Source organism: Streptomyces panaciradicis (assembly GCF_023516615.1).
Lineage (GTDB): Bacteria > Actinomycetota > Actinomycetes > Streptomycetales > Streptomycetaceae > Streptomyces > Streptomyces panaciradicis.
On record NZ_JAMGBF010000130.1, the window covers coordinates 1 to 18,763 of the forward strand.

The following is an 18,763-nucleotide window of genomic DNA, read 5'->3' on the forward strand; positions in this document are numbered from 1 at the left end:
GCCGGTGGTCGCCAGCGCCAGGTGCCGGGCCCGCTCGATCGGGTCGGAGGCCGCCGTGGACAACGCCGCGTGCACCGCGCGCCGCTCCTGCGCGGGGGCCTCCGCGTACAGCGCGGCCGAGATCAGCGGGTGCGCGAAGCGGACGGCGGGGCCCTCCGGGTCGGTCGCCAGCAGGCCCAGCTCGGCGGCCCGGGCCGTCTCGGCCTCGGCGTTCTCGCGGCCGGCCGCGTGCAGCAGGGCCAGGGTGGGGCGGGCGCCGGCGCTGGCGACGAGGAGGGTGCGGCGGGCCTCGCCGGACAGGGCCTCCAGGCGGTTGAGGACGAGGGTGCGCAGCGAGGTCGGCACCGGCAGGGGCTCACCGGGCCGGGGCGGGGTCGGGTTCTCGGCCAGGGCGCGGCCCAGTTCGAGCGCGAAGAGGGGGTTGCCGCCGCTGGTGCGGTGGATGTCGCGGACCGTGGAGCGGGGCAGGCCGGTGTAGCCGCGGTGGTCCAGCAGCGCGGAGACCTGGGCGCGGGAGAGCGCGCCGAGCCGGACGGCGAGCGTGTCCGGCGGCGAGGAGCGCAGATGGCGGTCGTACTCCTGGCCCTCCGTGCGCACCGCGCTCAGCAGCTGGACGCGGGTGCCGCCGAGGCGGCGGGCGGCGAAGCCGAGGAGTTCGGCGCTCGCGGAGTCCAGCCACTGCAGGTCGTCGGCGACGACCAGGACGGGGCCGTCGGCGGCCAGGGCGCGCAGAGCGGAGAGCACCGCCAGGCGCAGCGCGAGGCCGTCGCGCTGGAGGGTGGACTCGCCGCCGCCGAGCGCCGATTCCAGGGCCGTGCGCTGGGCCGCGGGCAGCTTGTCGGACACGTCGTCGAGGACCAGGCCGAGGAGGTCGGCCAGGGCCAGGAACGGGAGATGGGATTCGGACTCGGTCGCCGAGCAGCGCAACACGGTGCCGGCCGATGTCCCATATTCGGAGGCCAATGCCCGCAGGACGGTGGACTTTCCTATTCCGGCGGGGCCGTGGAGCAGTACGCTGCCGCCGCGCGCGAGCTGCTCCCGCGCCGCGGCGACCAGCTCGTCCCGGCCGATGACCAGGTCGGGGCGGCCTCTGCCAGGCTCCTTGAAGTCCCGTCGCACGGTCACCGCTCCCCTCCGTGTGTCGTGTCCGAGCCAAATTCTAGGCAACGACCGATTGGAATTCGGACGGACGAGGTGGTGAGGGATATAACAATGGCGCAGCAGAGCGAAATTCAAGGCGCCGCCCAATGAATAGCCGACCCGCTCGGGGCGCCCCGGTCCGCCCGACGGACCCTACGGCAACAGCCCCGCCCGGCGCGCCGCGGCGACCGCCTCACCCCGCGTGTGCGCGCCCAGTTTGCGCATCGCCGAACGCAGATAGCTCTTGACCGTCTCCGGCCTGAGCCCCAGCCGCTCCGAGGCGCCTGCGTTCGTCGCCCCGGCCGCCAGACAGGTCAGCACGTCCAGCTCGCGCGGCGCCAGGCGCACCTCGCTCCGGGAGGGCTCCGGGGTCAGCAGCCGGCAGGCGTCGAGCAGGTCGGCCCGCAGCACCGGGTCCGCGATCCGCGGCGCCAGCGCCCGCAGGGCCGCGTGCGCCTCCCGCACCTGCTCCCACACGGCACCCGGCGCCTGCTCCCGCACCGGCTGACTGCCGGCGGCCGCCGCGAGCAGCCCCCTGACCTCGTCGCGCACGACCAGCGCCTGCTCCACGTCGCGCGCCGCCTCCATCGCCGCGCCCAGCGTGCGGTCGCCGAGCGGTTCGGCGGTGCGCAGGGCGCCGTAGAGCACACCGCGCACCCGGCGTCGTACCACCACCGGCACCGCCAGGACCGAGCGCAGCCCCTCGGCGGCGACCGGGATGTCGTACTCGTGGCTGATCTGCTTCGCCGAGGAGTAGTCGGTCACCGCGCAGGGCCGCGCGAGCGCGACCGCCCGGCCGCCGAGGCCGTTGCCCGAGGTCACCGGGAGCCCGCTGAGCGCGGCCGTGCTGTTGCCGCTCAGTTCGCTGATCCGCACCCGCCGCCGGCCCGGTTCCACCAGGCCGCCGAAGGCGACCGGCAGTCCGGTCGCGCGCCGCAGTCGTACCAGCGCGTTGCGTATCTCGACCGCCCCGGCCGCGTCTGCTGTCACCTGCTCGCCCTTTCCTGCAGCCTGGGGTCCCTGTCCCGGGGACCCCGGTCTCACGACGCACCCCCGTTCGGGGGTGGTGAGACCTGCATCACGGATTACACGATGGCAGAGAGCCGCCCGGCAATGGTCCGGTATCGAGGAGGAGCGAGATGACGACCGCGACGGAGGCCTTTCGTAGCGCGCGGGACTTTCTGCTGGAACACCGCGAGGACTACGCGAAGGCGTACGAGGGTTTCGGCTGGCCCCGGCCCGAGCGCTTCAACTGGGCGCTCGACTGGTTCGACGTCATCGCCGAGGGCAACGACCGGACCGCGCTGCACATCGTCGAGGAGGACGGCAGCGAGGTGCGCGTCTCCTTCGCGGAGATGTCCGCCCGCTCCGACCGCGTCGCGAACTGGCTGCGCGACCGGGGTGTCGAGCCCGAGGACCGCATCCTGGTCATGCTCGGCAACCAGACCGAGCTGTGGGAGACGGCCCTGGCGGCGATGAAGCTGCGGGCCGTGGTCATCCCGGCCACCCCGCTGCTCGGCCCCGCCGACCTGCGCGACCGTGTCGACCGGGGCCGCGTGAAGCACGTGATCGTCCGGGCCGAGGACACCGCCAAGTTCGAGGACGTGCCCGGCACCTACACCCGCATCTGCGTCGGCGGCCTGCCCGAGGAGGGCTGGGAGCCCTACGAGGACGCGTACGCGGCCCCCGCCGAGTTCCTCCCCGACGGGCCCACCCTCGCCGACGACCCGCTGATGCTGTACTTCACCTCCGGCACCACCGCCCGCCCCAAGCTGGTCGAGCACACCCACACCTCGTACCCGATCGGCCATCTGGCGACCATGTACTGGATCGGTCTCAAGCCGGGCGACGTGCACCTGAACATCTCCTCGCCCGGCTGGGCCAAGCACGCCTGGTCCAACCTCTTCGCGCCCTGGAACGCCGAGGCGACCGTCTTCATCCACAACTACACGCGCTTCGACGCGGCCCGGCTGATGGCCGAGATGGACCGGGCGGGCGTGACCACCTTCTGCGCCCCGCCGACCGTGTGGCGCATGCTCATCCAGGCCGACCTCACCCAGCTGCGGAACCGGCCGCGCGAGGCCGTGGCGGCGGGCGAGCCCCTGAACCCCGAGGTCATCGAGCAGGTCCGGCGCTCCTGGGGCGTCACCATCCGGGACGGCTTCGGGCAGACGGAGACGGCCGTGCAGGTCTCCAACAGCCCCGGGCAGCGGCTCAAGACCGGCTCCATGGGCCGCCCGAGCCCGGGCTACAAGGTCGAGCTGCTCGACCCGGTGACCGGCGCCCCCGGCGCCACCGAGGGCGAGATCTGCCTCGACCTGTCGGCCCGGCCCGTCGGCCTGATGACCGGCTACCACGGAGACCCGGACCGTACGGCGGAGGCGATGGCCGGCGGCTACTACCGCACCGGCGACATCGGCTCCCGCGACGAGGACGGCTACATCACCTACGTCGGCCGCGCCGACGACGTCTTCAAGGCCTCCGACTACAAGATCAGCCCCTTCGAGCTGGAGAGCGCCCTGCTGGAGCACGAGGCGGTCGCCGAGGCGGCCGTCGTGCCCGCCCCGGACGAGGTGCGCCTCGCCGTGCCCAAGGCGTACGTCGTGCTCGCCGAGGGCTGGCAGCCCGGGCCCGACACCGCCAAGGTGCTCTTCGAGCACTCCCGGGAGGTCCTGGCGCCGTACAAGCGCATCCGCCGCCTGGAGTTCGCGCCGCTGCCCAAGACCGTCTCCGGCAAGATCCGCCGCATCGAACTGCGCGAGGCCACCGCCGCCGGCTCGACGGCCGAGTACCGCGAGGAGGACTTCCGGTGACGCAGCCGTCGTACAGCCACGGCACGAGCACCACCACGCTGCTCGGCGACACCATCGGCGCCAACCTCGACCGCGCCGTCGCCGCCTGGCCGGAGCGCGAGGCCCTCGTCGACGTGCCCTCCGGGCGGCGCTGGACCTACGCGGAGTTCGCCGCCGACGTCGACCGGCTGGCGCAGGCGCTGCTCGCGAGCGGGGTCGCCAAGGGCGACCGGGTCGGGATCTGGGCGGTCAACTGCCCCGAGTGGGTGCTGGTGCAGTACGCCACCGCCCGCATCGGCGCGATCATGGTGAACATCAACCCGGCCTACCGCACCCACGAGGTGGAGTACGTCCTCAAGCAGGCCGGCATCTCGCTGCTCTTCGCCTCCCTCAGCCACAAGAGCAGCGACTACCGGGCGATGGTCGGCGAAGTGCGCGGCCGCTGCCCGGAGTTGCGGGAGGCCGTCTTCATCGGCGACCCGGGCTGGGAGGCGCTGCTCGCCCGCGCGCCCCAGGCACCGGTGCCGTATCCGGAGCTGTCCTGCGACGAGCCCATCAACATCCAGTACACCTCGGGCACGACGGGCTTCCCCAAGGGGGCCACCCTCTCCCACCACAACATCCTCAACAACGGGTACTTCGTGGGGGAGATGATCTCCTACAGCGAGCAGGACCGGGTGTGCATCCCGGTGCCCTTCTACCACTGCTTCGGCATGGTCATGGGCAACCTCGCCGCCACCTCGCACGGCGCCTGCATGGTGATCCCGGCCCCGTCCTTCGACCCGAAGGCCACGCTGGAGGCCGTCCAGCGCGAGCGCTGCACCTCGCTGTACGGCGTCCCGACCATGTTCATCGCCGAGTTGAACCTCCCCGACTTCGCCTCCTACGACCTCTCCTCGCTGCGCACCGGGATCATGGCGGGCTCGCCCTGCCCGGTGGAGGTGATGAAGCGGGTGGTCACCGAGATGAACATGGCGGAGGTGTCGATCTGCTACGGCATGACGGAGACCTCGCCCGTCTCCACCCAGACCCGGCGCGAGGACGACCTGGAGCACCGCACGGGCACCGTCGGCCGCGTCCTGCCGCACCTGGAGGTGAAGGTCGTCGACCCGGCCACCGGGATCACCCGGCCCCGGGGCAGTGCGGGCGAGCTGTGCACCCGCGGCTACAGCGTGATGCTCGGCTACTGGAACGAGCCCGAGAAGACCGCCGAGGCCGTCGACCCCGGCCGCTGGATGCACACCGGCGACCTGGCGGTGATGCGCGAGGACGGGTACGTCGAGATCGTCGGCCGCATCAAGGACATGATCATCCGGGGCGGGGAGAACATCTACCCGCGCGAGATCGAGGAGTTCCTCTACGGCCACCCCAAGATCCAGGACGTCCAGGTCGTCGGCGTCCCGCACGAGAAGTACGGCGAGGAGGTCCTGGCCTGCGTCATCCCCAAGGACGCGGCCGACCCGCTCACCCTGGAGGACCTGCGCGCCTTCTGCGAGGGGAGACTCGCCCACTACAAGATCCCCAGCAGGCTCCAGATCCTGGACTCCTTCCCGATGACGGTCTCGGGCAAGGTCCGCAAGATCGAGCTCCGGGAAACGTACGCGGCCGACTGAAGCGCCCCGAACGGGGCGCGGGGAACTGCGCGACCGGCTCCCACGGTCCCGCGGTTCCCCACCGACCGCAGTCCCTTACGCTCCCCCCGGCGGAGCGCCCCCGTCCAGTTCGTCCGCCACGCTGTTGACCGGCTGCGCCGTCCCGGTGAGGTCGAGGACGAACAGGGGGACGCCCAGGTCGTCGGCGCGGGCGCGGGCGTCGCCCGCGTACCCGGCCAGGGAGAAGTAGACGCAGCCCGCCGACTCCGTCATGGCCGTCAGCCACAGGCACTCCACGTCCCGCAGCGAGGCCGGGCGCACGGTCGGGTCGACCTGGGCCAGCAGCCCGCGGGCGGCGAGGCCGACGCCCGACGGCGGCCGCTGGTCTGCGCGGCGGAGGTCCCGGTAGCCGAGCCGGCGCAGGTACAGGGCGGCCGCCGTCACCGCGTCCCGCGCCGTGCGGATCTCGACGGGCGGGAGGCGGGGCCGCCGCTGTCGCGGGCCCGCCTCTTCCGGGTCACCGGCCCCCGCCGCGGCGGGCGGCGCGGCGCTCCTGCCGGTCACCGGCACCCGTAGCACGGTCCCGCACGCGCAGCCCAGTTCCGGGTACGGCCACTCGTCCCGGCGGCCGCAGACCGCGCACCGCAGGCTCATCCAGTCCTCCGCGCTCACGGCGTGGGTCACGGCCGTCGCCGTTCCGTGCCGGTCCAGCTCCGGAGTGACCGTCGCCCCGCACACGCAGGGGAACGCCGGCGCCGTGTAGAGGTGCTCGCGCCGGCAGGCCGGGCAGCACACCGAGAGTCTCCCGGTCATGCCTCACATCGTCCTCCCGGGCACCCCCGTTTGTCCGTCCCTTGACTGCCTTCCCTCACCCACCTACATTGCTTCCAGATAGTAGAAGTTAATTTCCACTATACGGAAGTACTCACCGCGGGGCGCGACGGGAGTGCTCATTCCGACAGCCGAGGCAGGAGTACTCGATGGCACGTATGACCGCTGCCCGCGCGGCAGTTGAGATCCTCAGGCGTGAGGGCGTCACCGACGCGTTCGGGGTGCCCGGAGCGGCGATCAACCCCTTCTACGCGGCGCTCAGGGCCTCCGGCGGCATCCACCACACCCTCGCCCGGCACGTCGAGGGCGCCTCGCACATGGCCGAGGGGTACACCAGGACCCGCCCCGGCAACATCGGCGTCTGCATCGGCACCTCGGGCCCCGCCGGCACCGACATGATCACCGGCCTGTACTCGGCGATCGGCGACTCCGTCCCGATCCTGTGCATCACCGGCCAGGCGCCGACCGCCGTGATCCACAAGGAGGACTTCCAGGCCGTCGACATCGCCTCCATCGCCAAGCCCGTCACCAAGATGGCGGTGACCGTCCTGGAGGCCGCGCAGGTCCCCGGCGTCTTCCAGCAGGCCTTCCACCTGATGCGCTCCGGCCGCCCCGGCCCGGTCCTGATCGACCTGCCCATCGACGTCCAGCTGACGGAGATCGAGTTCGACCCGGAGACGTACCAGCCGCTCCCGGTCTACCGGCCCCTCGCCTCCCGCGCCCAGATCGAGAAGGCGATCGGGCTGCTGAACGCCTCCGAGCGCCCCCTGATCGTCGCCGGCGGCGGTGTCATCAACGCGGACGCCTGCGAACTGCTCGTCGAGTTCGCCGAGTTGACGGGCGTTCCGGTCGTCCCGACCCTGATGGGCTGGGGCGTGCTGCCCGACGACCACGAGCTGAACGCCGGCATGGTGGGCCTGCAGACCTCGCACCGCTACGGCAACGCGACCTTCCTGGAGTCCGACTTCGTCCTCGGCATCGGCAACCGCTGGGCCAACCGCCACACCGGCAGGCTGGACGTCTACACGGCCGGCCGGAGCTTCGTCCACGTCGACGTCGAGCCCACCCAGATCGGCAGGATCTTCGCCCCCGACTACGGCATCGCCTCCGACGCGAAGGCCGCGCTGGAGCTGTTCGTAGAGGTGGCACGGGAGTTGAAGGCGGAGGGCAGGCTCCCTGACCGCTCGGCGTGGGCCGCCTCGGCCCAGGAGAAGAAGGCGACGCTCCAGCGCCGTACGCACTTCGACGACATTCCGATCAAGCCGCAGCGGGTCTACGAGGAGATGAACAAGGCCTTCGGGCCGGAGACCCGGTACGTCTCCACCATCGGCCTCTCGCAGATCGCGGGCGCCCAGATGCTGCACGTCTACCGGCCCCGCCACTGGATCAACTGCGGCCAGGCGGGCCCCCTCGGCTGGACGATCCCGGCCGCGCTGGGCGTCGCCAAGGCCGACCCGGAGGCGCAGGTCGTCGCGCTCTCCGGCGACTACGACTTCCAGTTCATGATCGAGGAGCTGGCCGTCGGCGCGCAGCACAAGATCCCCTACGTCCACGTCCTGGTCAACAACGCGTATCTGGGCCTGATCCGCCAGGCGCAGCGGGCGTTCGACATCGACTTCCAGGTGAAGCTGGAGTTCGAGAACGTCAACTCGCCCGAGCTCGGCGTCTACGGCGTCGACCACGTCAAGGTCGCCGAGGGCCTGGGCTGCAAGGCGATCCGCGTCACCGACCCGGCCGAGCTGGGCGCGGCCTTCGAGCAGGCGAAGAAGCTGGCGCAGGAGTACCGGGTCCCGGTGGTCGTCGAGGCGATCCTGGAGCGCGTCACCAACATCTCCATGTCGACGACCAACGACATCGGCAACGTCGTGGAGTTCGAGGAGCTCGCGACCGAGCCGGGACACGCTCCGACCTCGATCCGGACGCTGAAGGTCTGAGTCCCGCGGCGCGCGGGGCCCGACGCCCGAAGGGCGGTCCAGCCGACCGGCTGGACCGCCCTTCCGCGTGCCCGGTTCCTGCGAACCGTCCCCCGATTCCCCCGTGCCGTCCCCCGTTTTTCCCCCGTACCGGTGCCCGCCGCCCCCGTGCCGGCGGGCCCCGTGTGACGAGAATGTGCCCAAGGGCGGGGGCAGTTGAAGCCCCTTGAACCGTGTTCAGAGCTGAATTTGAGGTTTGCGTAGACGTCCTACGTCCGGCGCGTACGCGCGTAGCGCGCCTCACGCCCCCTCGTGGTGCTCCGAGAGCCCCGGCCAGTCGTCCGGTCCGCCGCCCTGCCACTCGATGAGATCGCTGCCCTCGACGTCCGTGACGTACAGGTCGGCCAGCCGCAGGATCTCGCCCACGTCGTCCGCGTGCGTGGCGATGCCCAGCGTCGCGTCGCCCTCGGTGACCCGCCGGGACCCGTCGAGGGCCGGCGGATGCACCACCACGTGTGGATGTTCCCTCTGATGTGCCATGCCTTCAGGCTCCTGCGCGGCGGCCGGACGCGCACCCCGTGGACGCGGAAGAGCGCCGGACGCGGGGGTGTCCGCATCCGGCGCTCTTCGGTGGTGGTGCCGTCCGGCGGCGCGAGGCTGGGCGCGACAGGACGTTCGCGCCGCCGGACGGGGTCCGTGGTCGTACGGCAGGGATGGCAGGGACCGCGGCGGCTGCGACGGCGCCGGGCGCTCCTCCCCTCAGGTCGAAGGAGGAGGGCCCGGACCTTCACCACCGCACTGGCTCGCACGCCGCCGCGGTCTCCGGCCTGCCCGCGGACGTCCGTCCGGCCACCCCTCATCCGGGCCGTCCGGCCGCCGCGGGCCGTCTGTGGCTCAGTCCTCGCGCAGGGCGTGGACCGCCTCCTCCACACGCCTGCCGTACTCGGGGTCGGCGGCGTGGAAGTGGGCCAGGTTCTTCTCGATCACGTCGTCGCGGGAGACCTTGGACAGGCCGCCGGCGATGTTCGCGACCAGGCGCGACCTCTCGTCCTCGGACATCAGGCGGTACAGCTCGCCCGCCTGGGAGAAGTCGTCGTCCTTGGTGTGCCGCGCGGCCTCGTGGGTGCCGGTCCAGCCGGTCACCGCGAGCGGGGCGGACAGCGGGCGGCCGGTCTCGACGGGTCCGCCGTAGGAGTTCGGCTCGTAGTTCTTGGCGTACCGGCCCTGGGAGTTGGACGCCATCAGGCCGTCGCGGCCGTAGTTGTCCGCCGTGGTCGCCCGCGGGGCGTTCACGGCCAGCTGGGTGTGGTTGACGCCCAGGCGGTAGCGGTGGGCGTCCGCGTAGGCGAACAGGCGGCCCTGGAGCATCTTGTCGGGCGAGGGCCCGATGCCCGGCACGAAGTTGTTCGGGGAGAACGCGGCCTGCTCGACCTCGGCGAAGACGTTGTCCGGGTTGCGGTCGAGGACCAGCCGGCCCACGCGCCGCAGCGGGTGGTCGGCGTGCGGCCACACCTTGGTCAGGTCGAACGGGTTGAAGCGGTAGTCCGCCGCCTCCGCCGCCGTCATCACCTGCACGTACAGCGTCCAGGACGGGTTGACGCCCCGCTCGATGGCCTGGAGCAGGTCCGTCTGGTGGGAGTTCGGGTCCCGGCCCGCGAGTTCGGCGGCCTGCTCGCTGCTCAGGCAGCGGATGCCCTGGTTGGTCTTGAAGTGGTACTTGACGAAGAAGACCTCTCCCTCGGCGTTCGTCCACTGGTAGGTGTGCGAGCCGTAGCCGTTCATGTGGCGGTACGACGCCGGGATGCCGCGGTCGCCCATCAGCCAGGTCACCTGGTGCGTGGCCTCGGGGGAGTGCGCCCAGAAGTCCCAGACGTTGTCCGGCTCCTGACGGCCCGTGAAGGGGTCGCGCTTCTGCGAGTGGATGAAGTCGGGGAACTTGATCGGGTCCTTGATGAAGAACACCGGGGTGTTGTTGCCGACGAGGTCGTAATTGCCCTCCTCGGTGTAGAACTTCACGGCGAAGCCGCGCGGGTCGCGGACGGCGTCCGCGCCGCCGAGGGAGTCGGCCACGGTGGAGAAGCGCAGGAACACCTCGGTGCGCTTGCCGACCGCGGAGAGGAAGTCGGCGTGGGTGAAGTCCGTGACGTCGTCGGTCACTTCGAAGTGGCCGTACGCGCCCGAGCCGCGGGCGTGCACCACCCTCCCCCACTGCCTTAAGGGCGTGGGAGGTGCCCCCACCGGGATGCGCTCGCGGTTGAAGCGCGCCAGCTTCTCCAGCAGGTGCTGGTCCTGGAGGAGGAGCGGGCCGCCGACGCCTGCGGAGGCGGAGTTCTGGTTGTCGGCGACCGGGGCGCCGGACTCGGTGGTGAGCACGCGCTGCGACATCTGGACCTTCCATGCGGGTGGCAGCGGAAGTGTGTTTCCGCTTCGTGGAGCCTAGGAGTGGACGACTGGAGCGTCAACAGTTTGTTGAAGTGGTTTCCGGGCGGCGCCCCCGCCTGGGCGCGACAGGACAGATGTCGGCGGTGGCGCCGCCCGGAAGCTTCGGTGGCCCGTCCTCAGACCTGGGCGCCGGAGAGCCGCTCGACGGCCCGCAGCAGCGCCGAGTGGTCCAGCCCGCCGTCGCCCTGCGCGCGCAGGGCAGCGACGAGCTGGGCGACCACGGCGCCGACGGGCAGGGCGGCGCCGACGGTGCGGGCGGCGTCGGTGACGATGCCCATGTCCTTGTGGTGCAGGTCGATACGGAAACCGGGCTTGAAGTCGCGCCGGAGGAAGTTGTCCTTCTTGCGCGTCAGCACGGTCGAGCCCGCCAGGCCCCCGTTGAGGACGTTCAGCGCGGCCTCGAGGTCCACGCCGGACTTCTCCAGGAAGACGACGGCCTCGGCGCACGCCTGGATGTTCACGGCGACGATCAGCTGGTTGGCCGCCTTCACGGTCTGGCCCGAGCCGTGCGGACCGCACAGCACGATGGTCTTGCCGAGCGCCTCGAAGATCGGCCTCGCCTGGTCGAAGTCGGCCTGCTCGCCGCCGACCATGATGGACAGCACTGCCTCCACGGCGCCGGCCTCGCCGCCGGACACGGGGGCGTCCAGCACCCGGACCCCCTTGCCTGCTGCGGCCTTGGCGAGGTCCACGGAGGTCTGCGGGGTGATGGACGACATGTCGATCAGCAGCGCGCCGGAGCGGGCGTTGTCCAGGATGCCGTCGGGGCCGTAGGCGATGGCCTCGACCTGCGGTGACGCGGGGACCATCGTGATGATCACGTCGGCGTCGCGGACGGCCTCGGCGATCGAGCCGGCGGCGGTGCCGCCGGCCGCGGCCAGCCGGTCCAGCTTGTCCTGCTCCAGCGTGAAGCCGGTGACGTCGTAACCCGCCTTGATCAGGTTCTCGGACATGGGGGAGCCCATGATGCCGAGGCCTATCCAGGCGATCTTGGGAAGCGTGTCGCTCATGAGGAACTGCCTTTCGGTGCGGGGGTCAGCGGGGCAGCCAGTCGAAGGCCTCGGCGCTCGGGCGGTCGCCCGGCTTGTACTCGAGGCCGATCCAGCCGTCGTAGCCCGCCTTCTTCAGTCGGTCGAGGAGGTCCTCGAGGGGCAGTGAGCCCGTGCCCGGGGCGCCGCGGCCCGGGTTGTCGGCGATCTGCACATGGCCGGTCCGCGCGGCGTACCGCTCGATCACCGCCGGCAGGTCCTCGCCGTTCATGGACAGGTGGTAGAGGTCCATGAGGAACTTCGCGTTGCCGATCCCGGTCGCCGCGTTGACCTTGTCGACGACGCCGATCGCGGCCGGGGCGCTCACCAGCGGATACAGCGGCGATTCCGGCTTGTTGAGGGCCTCGATCAGCAGGATCGCGCCGATCCGGTCGGCCGCGCGGGCCGCGAGCACCAGGTTCTCCAGGGCCAGCGCGTCCTGCTCGGCCGGGTCGACGCCGTCGACGCGGTTGCCGTACAGGGCGTTCAGGGCCCGGCAGCCCAGGGAGGCGGCGAAGGAGGCGGCCACGTCGATGTTGGCGCGGAACCGCTCGGACTCCTCGCCCGGGACCGACAGGGCGCCGCGGTCGGGCCCCGGCAGCTGACCGGCGTAGAAGTTCAGGCCCGTGAGCCGGACGCCCGCGTCCTCGATCGCCCCTTTCAGGGCGTCGAGCTCGGACTGCTCGGGGGTGGGGGAGTCGACCCAGGGCCACCACAGCTCGACCGCGGTGAAGCCGGCCGCGGCGGCGGCCGCGGGGCGCTCCAGGAGCGGGAGTTCCGTGAAGAGGATCGACAGGTTGACGTTGAAGCGCTGCTCTGCGAATCCCATGCGGGTCGGCGCTCCCTTCCGTGGCGAGTGATTCCGTATTGCGGAAGTTGGTTTCTGCTTAACGGAAGATTGCCTGTGGCGGGGGAGGGCTGTCAAGTACTCTGGGGATGTGGCCCGGTCCAACGACGAGGTCGCCGCGCTGCTCCAGGAGTACGCCGACCTCATCTCGATCACCGGCGGAGACGCGTTCAGGGCACGCGTCTACGAGAAGGCCGCGCGGGCCGTCGGCGGCCACCACGCCGACGTCGCCGGCCTCGACCTCAAGGGCCTGCAGCAGATCCCGAACGTCGGCAAGTCCATCGCCCTGAAGGTGCGGGAGTACGTCGACCACGGCAGCGTCACGGCCCTCGAGGAACTGCGGGCGAAGATCCCCGCCGGGGTCCGGCGGCTGACCGCCATCCCCACGCTCGGCCCGAAGAAGGCCATGGCCGTGTACCAGGAGCTGGGGATCTCCTCGGTCGACGAACTGGCCGACGCCATCCACCGCGAGCGGCTGCGCGACCTCAAGGGCTTCGGGCCCAGGACCGAGGAGAACATCCTGCACGGCATCGAGCTCCTGCGCTCCGCCGGCGGGCGCGTCCGGCTCGACGTCGCCATGGGCCTCGCCGACGACATCGTGGCCGCGCTGTCCGCCCTGGACGGCTGCCTGCGCTGCGCCCACGCCGGATCGCTGCGCCGGTACCGGGAGACCATCGGCGACATCGACGTCCTGGCCGCCTCCACGGCACCCGCGCCGATCATGCGCGCGTTCACCGCGCTGCCGTACGTCACCGAGGTCATCGGCACGGGCGAGAAGAAGACGTCCGTGCGCACCGACCGGGGGCTCGACGTCGACCTGCGCGTCGTGCCGCCGGACTCCTGGGGCGCCGCCCTGCAGTACTTCACCGGCTCCAAGGCCCACAACATCCGCACCCGCGAGCGGGCCGTGCACCAGGGGCTCAAGCTCTCCGAGTACGGGCTGTTCGACGTCGAGACCGGCGAGAGGATCGTCTCCGAGACCGAGGAGGAGGTGTACGCCCGGCTCGGACTGCCGTGGATCCCGCCGACCCTGCGCGAGGACCGCGGCGAGATCGAGGCCGGGCTGCGGGGCGAACTGCCCGACCTCGTCGCCGAGGCCGACCTCCGCGGCGACCTGCACAGCCACACCGACCTCACCGACGGACTCGCCCCGCTCCAGGAGATGGCCGAGGCGGCCGCCGCGCGCGGCTACGCCTACTACGCGATCACCGACCACGGCCCCGACATGGCCATGCAGCGCATGACCGACGAGCGGATGCTGGCCCAGCGCGAGCGGGTCCGCGCGCTCGACGGCACTCTCACGACCTCGGGGCGGCGCGGCGGGCTGCGGCTGCTGCACGGCGCGGAGCTCAACATCGGGCCGGACGGCGAGGTGGACTGGCCCGCCGAATTCCTGGCCGGCTTCGACCTGTGCGTGGCCTCCGTCCACTCGCACTTCCACCAGGACCCCGACGCCCTGACCCGGCGGCTCGTGCGCGCCTGCGAGAACCCGTACGTCAACGTCATCGGCCACCCCACCACCCGCCTCATCGGCAGGCGGCCCGGCATCGACGCCGACCTCGACGCGGTCTTCGCCGCCTGCGCCCGCACCGGCACGGCCCTGGAGATCAACGCCCACCCGGACCGTCTCGACCTGCGCGACGAGGACATCCTGCGGGCCAGGCGGTACGGCGTGCGGTTCGCCGTGGACAGCGACGCCCACGCCGTGCCGCACCTGGACAACATGCGCTACGGCATCGGCACCGCCCAGCGCGGCTGGCTGACCGCCGACGACGTCATCAACACCTGGCCGGAGCGCAGGCTGCGGGCCTTTCTGCGCAAGGGGCGGCCGTGACCGAGAGGGCTGCCCCAAAGGCCGTGCGGCGCGTTAGGTTGAGCGCGTGCGATTGAGAGTGGAGTTCACGACCGAGCCCTTCGACCTCGACGAGGCCCCGGCGCACGCGGTCGTCGCCCGCCAGGTCGTCGAGGCCGCCGAGCTGGACGCGGTGGACGTCGGCCCCTTCGGCAACACGGCGGAAGGCGGCGCCGACGCGGTCCTGACGGCCGTGGACGCCCTGCTGCGCAAGAGCCTGGAGGCCGGCGCCACCCGTGTCACCCTCCAGCTCAACGTGATCGGGGAGGGCGGGGAGTGACCGGCACCGGGGACGAGCCGTTCATCACGGCCGTGAAGCCGCTGGTCGACGCCATGGGCGGGGAGATGCTGCCGCCCGACGAGGCCGGCCCCGACGACGTCGTCCTCGCCTGGGAGGGCGCCGACGTGGTCGCCGTACGCCTGCCCCAGCTCGCCGACTCCCTCGACCACATCCTGGCCGCCATGGAGCGCAAGCAGGGCAAGCCGCTGGCCGACCTGGACCGCAAGGCCAAGCAGGAGGTCGTCCGGATACTGGAGGCGCGCGGCGCCTTCTCCGTGCGGCACGGCGTGGAGACCGTGGCGGGCGCGCTCGGCGTCAGCCGGTTCACGGTCTACAACTACCTGAACCGCGACAAGGAGGGCTGAGTCCCGCCCGGCTCGGCGCCCACCGCCGCCCGGCTCGGCCCCGGGACCGCTTCACGGGTTTGTCACCCCGAATTTTCAACAAAGTGTTGACGGCTTGTCGCCGCAAGGCGTTAGCTGTTCCGCAGCCCGTTCAGCACGAAGGCCCTTCGCGGCCACGGAGGCTCCCGTGACGTCGACTTCCCAGCCCCCGGGCCTGGCCCGGTTCAACGCGCTTCAGGAGCCCGCGGCCCACGCCGCCCTCCACGAGGTGTGTGCCTCCACCGCCTGGGCGAAGCGGGTGCTGGCCGCCCGCCCCTACGCCACCACCGAGGACCTGTACGCCGCCGGCGACGCCGCCATGGCCGAGCTGACCGCAGCCGACCTGGAGGAGGCCATGGCCGGCCACCCGCCCATCGGCCGTCCCCGGCCGGGCGATCCGACCTCCGCCCGGGAACAGCGCGGCATGGCCGGTGCATCCGGGGAACTCCGGGAGCGGATGCTCGAACTGAACCTGGCCTACCAGGAGAAGTTCGGCCACGTCTTCCTGATCTGCGCCACCGGCCGCACCGCCGAGCAGATGCGCGACGCGGTCGAGGAGCGGCTCGGCAACCCGCCCGAGCGGGAACGGGAGATCGTCCGTACCGAACTCGGCAAGATCAACCGCATCCGACTGGCACGACTCGTCGAAGAGGACGCCTGACCCATGAGCACCAGCACCACCGCTTCCGTGTCCACCCACATCCTGGACACCAGCGCCGGCCGCCCCGCCGAGGCGGTCGCCGTCCGGCTCAGCGCCCGCGGCGGGCGCGAGGCGGAATGGCGGGACCTCGGCGGCTCGGCGACCGACGCGGACGGCCGGTGCAAGGACCTGCCGGCGCTGCCGGAGGGGACCACCCACGTACGGCTCGACTTCGCCGTGGAGCCGTACTTCGAGAAGAAGCAAGCCGATGCGCAGCAGGACGCCCCCGCGAATCGGGACAGCGGAGCCGGCGTGTTCTTCCCGGAGGTGGCGATCACGTTCGCCGTCGTGCCGGGCGAGCACTACCACGTACCGCTGCTGCTCAACCCGTTCGGCTACTCCGTTTACCGAGGGAGCTAGCTAAATGACCGTCAATTCCCGCCCTGCCCGCCCTGTGATGCTGGGACAGAACCAGTACGGCAAGGCCGAGAACCGAGTCGTGAAGATCACGCGGGAGGGCGCCACCCACCACATCAAGGACCTCAACGTCTCCGTCGCCCTCTCCGGCGACATGGAGGAGGTCCACTACTCCGGTTCCAACGCCAACGTCCTGCCGACCGACACCACCAAGAACACGGTGTTCGCGTTCGCCAAGGAGCACGGCATCGAGTCCGCCGAGCAGTTCGGCATCCACCTCGCCCGGCACTTCGTCACCTCGCAGGCGCCCATCCACCGCGCCCGCATCCGCATCGAGGAGTACGCCTGGGAGCGCATCGAGGCCTCCGACGCCAACTCGCAGTTCATCGGCGCCGACGAGGTCAAGCACTCCTTCGTCAGGAAGGGCCAGGAGACGCGGGTCACGCAGATCACCTACGACGGCTCGTCGTGGGAGGTCATATCCGGGCTGAAGGACCTGACGGTGATGAACTCGACCAACTCCGAGTTCTGGGGCTACGTCAAGGACAAGTACACGACGCTCCAGGAGGCCTACGACCGCATCCTGGCCACCTCGGTCTCGGCGCGCTGGCGGTTCAACTGGACCGACGACGAGCAGAAGATGCCCCACTGGGAGAAGTCCTACGAGCAGACCAGGAAGCACATGCTCCAGGCCTTCGCCGAGACCTACTCCCTGTCGCTGCAGCAGACGCTGTACCAGATGGGCTCGCGGATCATCAACCACCGCGGCGAGATCGACGAGGTCCGCTTCTCGCTGCCGAACAAGCACCACTTCCTCGTCGACCTGGAGCCCTTCGGGCTGAAGAACGACAACGAGGTCTACTTCGCCGCCGACCGCCCCTACGGGCTGATCGAGGCGACCGTCCTGCGGGACGGCTGCGAGCCGAAGATCCCCGTGGACCTGACGAACCTGTAAGAACTGCACCATGCGGCACCCGCGGCCGGTGAGGTCCTCGAACCGGCCGCGGCACTCAAATACCCCGGGGTCCTGCCGTGCCCTCTCCACCGAAGCGCAAAGGACGAACCATGGCAGCAGACCGGCGCATCGTCATCGAGAACTGTGCGATCGCGACCGTCGACGCGCACGACACCGAGTACGCGAGCGGTCACGTCGTCATCGCCGGCAACCGCGTCGAGACGCTCGGCGCGGGCAGGGCCCCCGAGGGCCTCGAGAACGTCGTACGCCGTATCGACGCCACCGGGCACCTGGTCACCCCCGGGCTGGTCAACACCCACCACCACTTCTACCAGTGGATCACCCGGGGCCTGGCCACCGACCACAACCTCTTCGACTGGCTCGTCGCCCTCTACCCGACGTGGGCGCGCATCGACGAGGAGATGTGCTACTCGGCCGCCCAGGGCTCGCTCGCGATGATGGCCCGCGGCGGCGTCACCACCGCCATGGACCACCACTACGTCTTCCCCAGGGGCTCCGGCGACCTGTCCGGCGCCATCATCCGCGCCGCCCGCGAGACGGGCGTCCGCTTCACCCTCGCCCGCGGCTCCATGGACCGCAGCGAGAAGGACGGCGGCCTGCCCCCGGACTTCGCCGTCGAGACCCTCGAAGGCGCCCTGGCCGCCACCGAGGCCACCGTCAAGGAGCACCACGACTCCTCCTTCGACGCGATGACCCAGGTGGCGGTGGCCCCCTGCTCGCCCTTCTCCGTCTCCACCGAACTCCTGCGTGAGGGAGCCGAGTTGGCCCGCCGGCTCGGGGTGCGGCTGCACACCCACGGCTCGGAGACGGTCGAGGAGGAGAAGTTCTGCCACGAGCTGTTCGGCATGGGCCCGACCGACTACTTCGAGTCCACCGGCTGGCTCGGCGAGGACGTGTGGATGGCGCACTGCGTCCACATGAACGACTCCGACATCGCCGCCTTCGCCCGCACCAGGACCGGTGTCGCCCACTGTCCCTCCTCCAACGCCCGTCTCGCGGCCGGCATCGCCCGCGTCCCGGACATGCTGGCGGCCGGCGTCCCGGTCGGTCTCGGCGTCGACGGCACCGCCTCCAACGAGTCCGGCGAGCTGCACACCGAACTGCGCAACGCCCTGCTCATCAACCGCCTCGGCGCCCACCGCGAGGCCGCGCTCAACGCCCGCCAGGCCCTGCGCCTCGGCACCTACGGCGGCGCCCAGGTACTGGGCCGGGCGACGGAGACCGGCTCGCTGGAACCCGGCAAGCTGGCGGACCTGGTGCTGTGGCGGATGGACACCCTCGCCCACGCCTCCATCGCCGACCCGGTCACCGCGCTGGTCTTCGGCGCGGCGGCCCCCGTGACCGCCTCCTTCGTGGGCGGCCGGCAGATCGTCGAGGACGGCCGCCTGCTGCACGTCGACGAGGACGCGATCGCCCGCTCCACCCGCGAGCAGGCCCAGCGCCTGGCGCGGATCGCCGCGCAGGGCTGAGCCGGCCGAAAGGCCGGGCCGAACCAGCCGAAGATCTCCGGTCGAGGGGGACGGCCCTCGGCCGGTGGCCGTGGACCCAGCGGGTCCGCGGCGGCCGGCTCCGGGGCGCGCGTGGACGCGTGCGCCCCGGAACGGTCACCGTCACCCGGTCCCGCACGACC

17 protein-coding genes are annotated in these 18,763 nt (G+C 71.5%); 10 read left to right on the plus strand and 7 right to left on the minus strand.

Translation table 11 applies throughout. The annotated features are described in order from the left end of the window. Together M8J74_RS33790 and M8J74_RS33795 are read right to left on the minus strand one after the other, a co-directional pair. Nucleotides 1–1,125 (minus strand): AAA family ATPase (locus M8J74_RS33790; protein WP_249840090.1); only part of this gene is annotated, 1,125 nt, incomplete at its 3' end. Nucleotides 1,126–1,293: 168 nt separating this feature from the next. After that, nucleotides 1,294–2,130 (minus strand): response regulator transcription factor, encoded by an 837-nt coding sequence (locus tag M8J74_RS33795; protein ID WP_249840091.1) that lies wholly within the window; start codon nucleotides 2,128–2,130, stop codon nucleotides 1,294–1,296. A 149-nt stretch (nucleotides 2,131–2,279) separates the two neighbouring features. Between M8J74_RS33795 and M8J74_RS33800 the strand changes: the two genes are divergently transcribed. Together M8J74_RS33800 and M8J74_RS33805 are read left to right on the plus strand one after the other, a co-directional pair. Next, nucleotides 2,280–3,953, plus strand: coding sequence for an AMP-binding protein (locus M8J74_RS33800; RefSeq protein ID WP_249840092.1), 1,674 nt, complete (start codon nucleotides 2,280–2,282; stop codon nucleotides 3,951–3,953). Then, the gene (locus tag M8J74_RS33805) at nucleotides 3,950–5,545 is read left to right on the plus strand and encodes an AMP-binding protein (protein ID WP_249840093.1); all 1,596 of its coding nucleotides are present in this window, start codon (nucleotides 3,950–3,952) and stop codon (nucleotides 5,543–5,545) included. Before M8J74_RS33800 ends, M8J74_RS33805 begins: the two co-directional genes overlap by 4 nt. A 75-nt stretch (nucleotides 5,546–5,620) precedes the next feature. Here M8J74_RS33805 and M8J74_RS33810 read toward each other — a convergent pair whose 3' ends face one another. Continuing rightward, nucleotides 5,621–6,337, minus strand: a complete 717-nt coding sequence (locus M8J74_RS33810; RefSeq protein WP_249840094.1) for a hypothetical protein — start codon at nucleotides 6,335–6,337, stop codon at nucleotides 5,621–5,623. 167 nt (nucleotides 6,338–6,504) lie between these two features. On the opposite strand from M8J74_RS33810, the gene gcl reads away from it, so the two are divergent. Then, nucleotides 6,505–8,289, plus strand: coding sequence for a glyoxylate carboligase (gene gcl, locus M8J74_RS33815; RefSeq protein ID WP_249840095.1), 1,785 nt, complete (start codon nucleotides 6,505–6,507; stop codon nucleotides 8,287–8,289). Between the two features lie 279 nt (nucleotides 8,290–8,568). Here the strand turns inward: gcl and M8J74_RS33820 are convergent, their stop codons facing one another. The 4 genes from M8J74_RS33820 to M8J74_RS33835 form a co-directional block, all read right to left on the minus strand. Then, nucleotides 8,569–8,808, minus strand: a complete 240-nt coding sequence (locus tag M8J74_RS33820) for a hypothetical protein (protein ID WP_249840096.1) — start codon at nucleotides 8,806–8,808, stop codon at nucleotides 8,569–8,571. Between the two features lie 354 nt (nucleotides 8,809–9,162). Beyond that, on the minus strand, nucleotides 9,163–10,653 hold the full coding sequence (locus M8J74_RS33825; RefSeq protein WP_249840097.1) for a catalase: 1,491 nt from the start codon (nucleotides 10,651–10,653) through the stop codon (nucleotides 9,163–9,165). A 173-nt stretch (nucleotides 10,654–10,826) separates the two neighbouring features. Then, nucleotides 10,827–11,720, minus strand: a complete 894-nt coding sequence (locus M8J74_RS33830; RefSeq protein WP_249840098.1) for a 2-hydroxy-3-oxopropionate reductase — start codon at nucleotides 11,718–11,720, stop codon at nucleotides 10,827–10,829. 25 nt (nucleotides 11,721–11,745) lie between these two features. Next, complete coding sequence (locus M8J74_RS33835; RefSeq protein WP_249840099.1) at nucleotides 11,746–12,567, minus strand: TIM barrel protein; 822 nt, start codon at nucleotides 12,565–12,567, stop codon at nucleotides 11,746–11,748. 109 nt (nucleotides 12,568–12,676) lie between these two features. Here M8J74_RS33835 and polX point away from each other — a divergent pair, with 109 nt between their 5' ends. The 7 genes from polX (at nucleotide 12,677) to M8J74_RS33870 (ending at nucleotide 18,602) form a co-directional block, all read left to right on the plus strand. After that, nucleotides 12,677–14,419 carry a DNA polymerase/3'-5' exonuclease PolX gene (polX, locus tag M8J74_RS33840; RefSeq protein ID WP_249840100.1) on the plus strand — a complete coding sequence of 581 codons (1,743 nt, stop codon included), beginning with the start codon at nucleotides 12,677–12,679 and terminating at the stop codon, nucleotides 14,417–14,419. Between the two features lie 46 nt (nucleotides 14,420–14,465). Then, nucleotides 14,466–14,717 carry a thiamine-binding protein gene (locus M8J74_RS33845; RefSeq protein ID WP_249840101.1) on the plus strand — a complete coding sequence of 84 codons (252 nt, stop codon included), beginning with the start codon at nucleotides 14,466–14,468 and terminating at the stop codon, nucleotides 14,715–14,717. After that, nucleotides 14,714–15,082: a helix-turn-helix domain-containing protein gene (locus M8J74_RS33850; protein ID WP_249840102.1), complete on the plus strand. Its 369-nt coding sequence runs from the start codon at nucleotides 14,714–14,716 to the stop codon at nucleotides 15,080–15,082. The genes M8J74_RS33845 and M8J74_RS33850 overlap by 4 nt, the downstream gene beginning before the upstream one ends. A 166-nt stretch (nucleotides 15,083–15,248) precedes the next feature. Further along, nucleotides 15,249–15,761: a 2-oxo-4-hydroxy-4-carboxy-5-ureidoimidazoline decarboxylase gene (gene uraD, locus M8J74_RS33855; protein ID WP_249840103.1), complete on the plus strand. Its 513-nt coding sequence runs from the start codon at nucleotides 15,249–15,251 to the stop codon at nucleotides 15,759–15,761. A 3-nt stretch (nucleotides 15,762–15,764) separates the two neighbouring features. After that, nucleotides 15,765–16,160, plus strand: a complete 396-nt coding sequence (uraH, locus tag M8J74_RS33860; protein WP_249840104.1) for a hydroxyisourate hydrolase — start codon at nucleotides 15,765–15,767, stop codon at nucleotides 16,158–16,160. Between the two features lie 4 nt (nucleotides 16,161–16,164). Continuing rightward, nucleotides 16,165–17,112 carry a factor-independent urate hydroxylase gene (pucL, locus tag M8J74_RS33865; RefSeq protein WP_249840105.1) on the plus strand — a complete coding sequence of 316 codons (948 nt, stop codon included), beginning with the start codon at nucleotides 16,165–16,167 and terminating at the stop codon, nucleotides 17,110–17,112. Nucleotides 17,113–17,222: 110 nt separating this feature from the next. Next, nucleotides 17,223–18,602: an 8-oxoguanine deaminase gene (locus M8J74_RS33870; protein ID WP_249840106.1), complete on the plus strand. Its 1,380-nt coding sequence runs from the start codon at nucleotides 17,223–17,225 to the stop codon at nucleotides 18,600–18,602. The last annotated feature ends 161 nt before the right edge of the window (nucleotides 18,603–18,763 follow it).

What these genes read in the sequence shown, in the direction of transcription:
- M8J74_RS33800 (WP_249840092.1), top strand. Translation starts at nt 2,280, where the DNA reads ATGACGACCGCGACGGAGGCCTTTCGTAGCGCGCGGGACTTTCTGCTG.
- M8J74_RS33810 (WP_249840094.1), bottom strand. Translation starts at nt 6,337, where the DNA reads ATGACCGGGAGACTCTCGGTGTGCTGCCCGGCCTGCCGGCGCGAGCAC.
- gcl (WP_249840095.1), top strand. Translation starts at nt 6,505, where the DNA reads ATGGCACGTATGACCGCTGCCCGCGCGGCAGTTGAGATCCTCAGGCGT.
- M8J74_RS33820 (WP_249840096.1), bottom strand. Translation starts at nt 8,808, where the DNA reads ATGGCACATCAGAGGGAACATCCACACGTGGTGGTGCATCCGCCGGCC.
- M8J74_RS33825 (WP_249840097.1), bottom strand. Translation starts at nt 10,653, where the DNA reads ATGTCGCAGCGCGTGCTCACCACCGAGTCCGGCGCCCCGGTCGCCGAC.
- M8J74_RS33830 (WP_249840098.1), bottom strand. Translation starts at nt 11,720, where the DNA reads ATGAGCGACACGCTTCCCAAGATCGCCTGGATAGGCCTCGGCATCATG.
- M8J74_RS33835 (WP_249840099.1), bottom strand. Translation starts at nt 12,567, where the DNA reads ATGGGATTCGCAGAGCAGCGCTTCAACGTCAACCTGTCGATCCTCTTC.
- uraH (WP_249840104.1), top strand. Translation starts at nt 15,765, where the DNA reads ATGAGCACCAGCACCACCGCTTCCGTGTCCACCCACATCCTGGACACC.
- pucL (WP_249840105.1), top strand. Translation starts at nt 16,165, where the DNA reads ATGACCGTCAATTCCCGCCCTGCCCGCCCTGTGATGCTGGGACAGAAC.
- M8J74_RS33870 (WP_249840106.1), top strand. Translation starts at nt 17,223, where the DNA reads ATGGCAGCAGACCGGCGCATCGTCATCGAGAACTGTGCGATCGCGACC.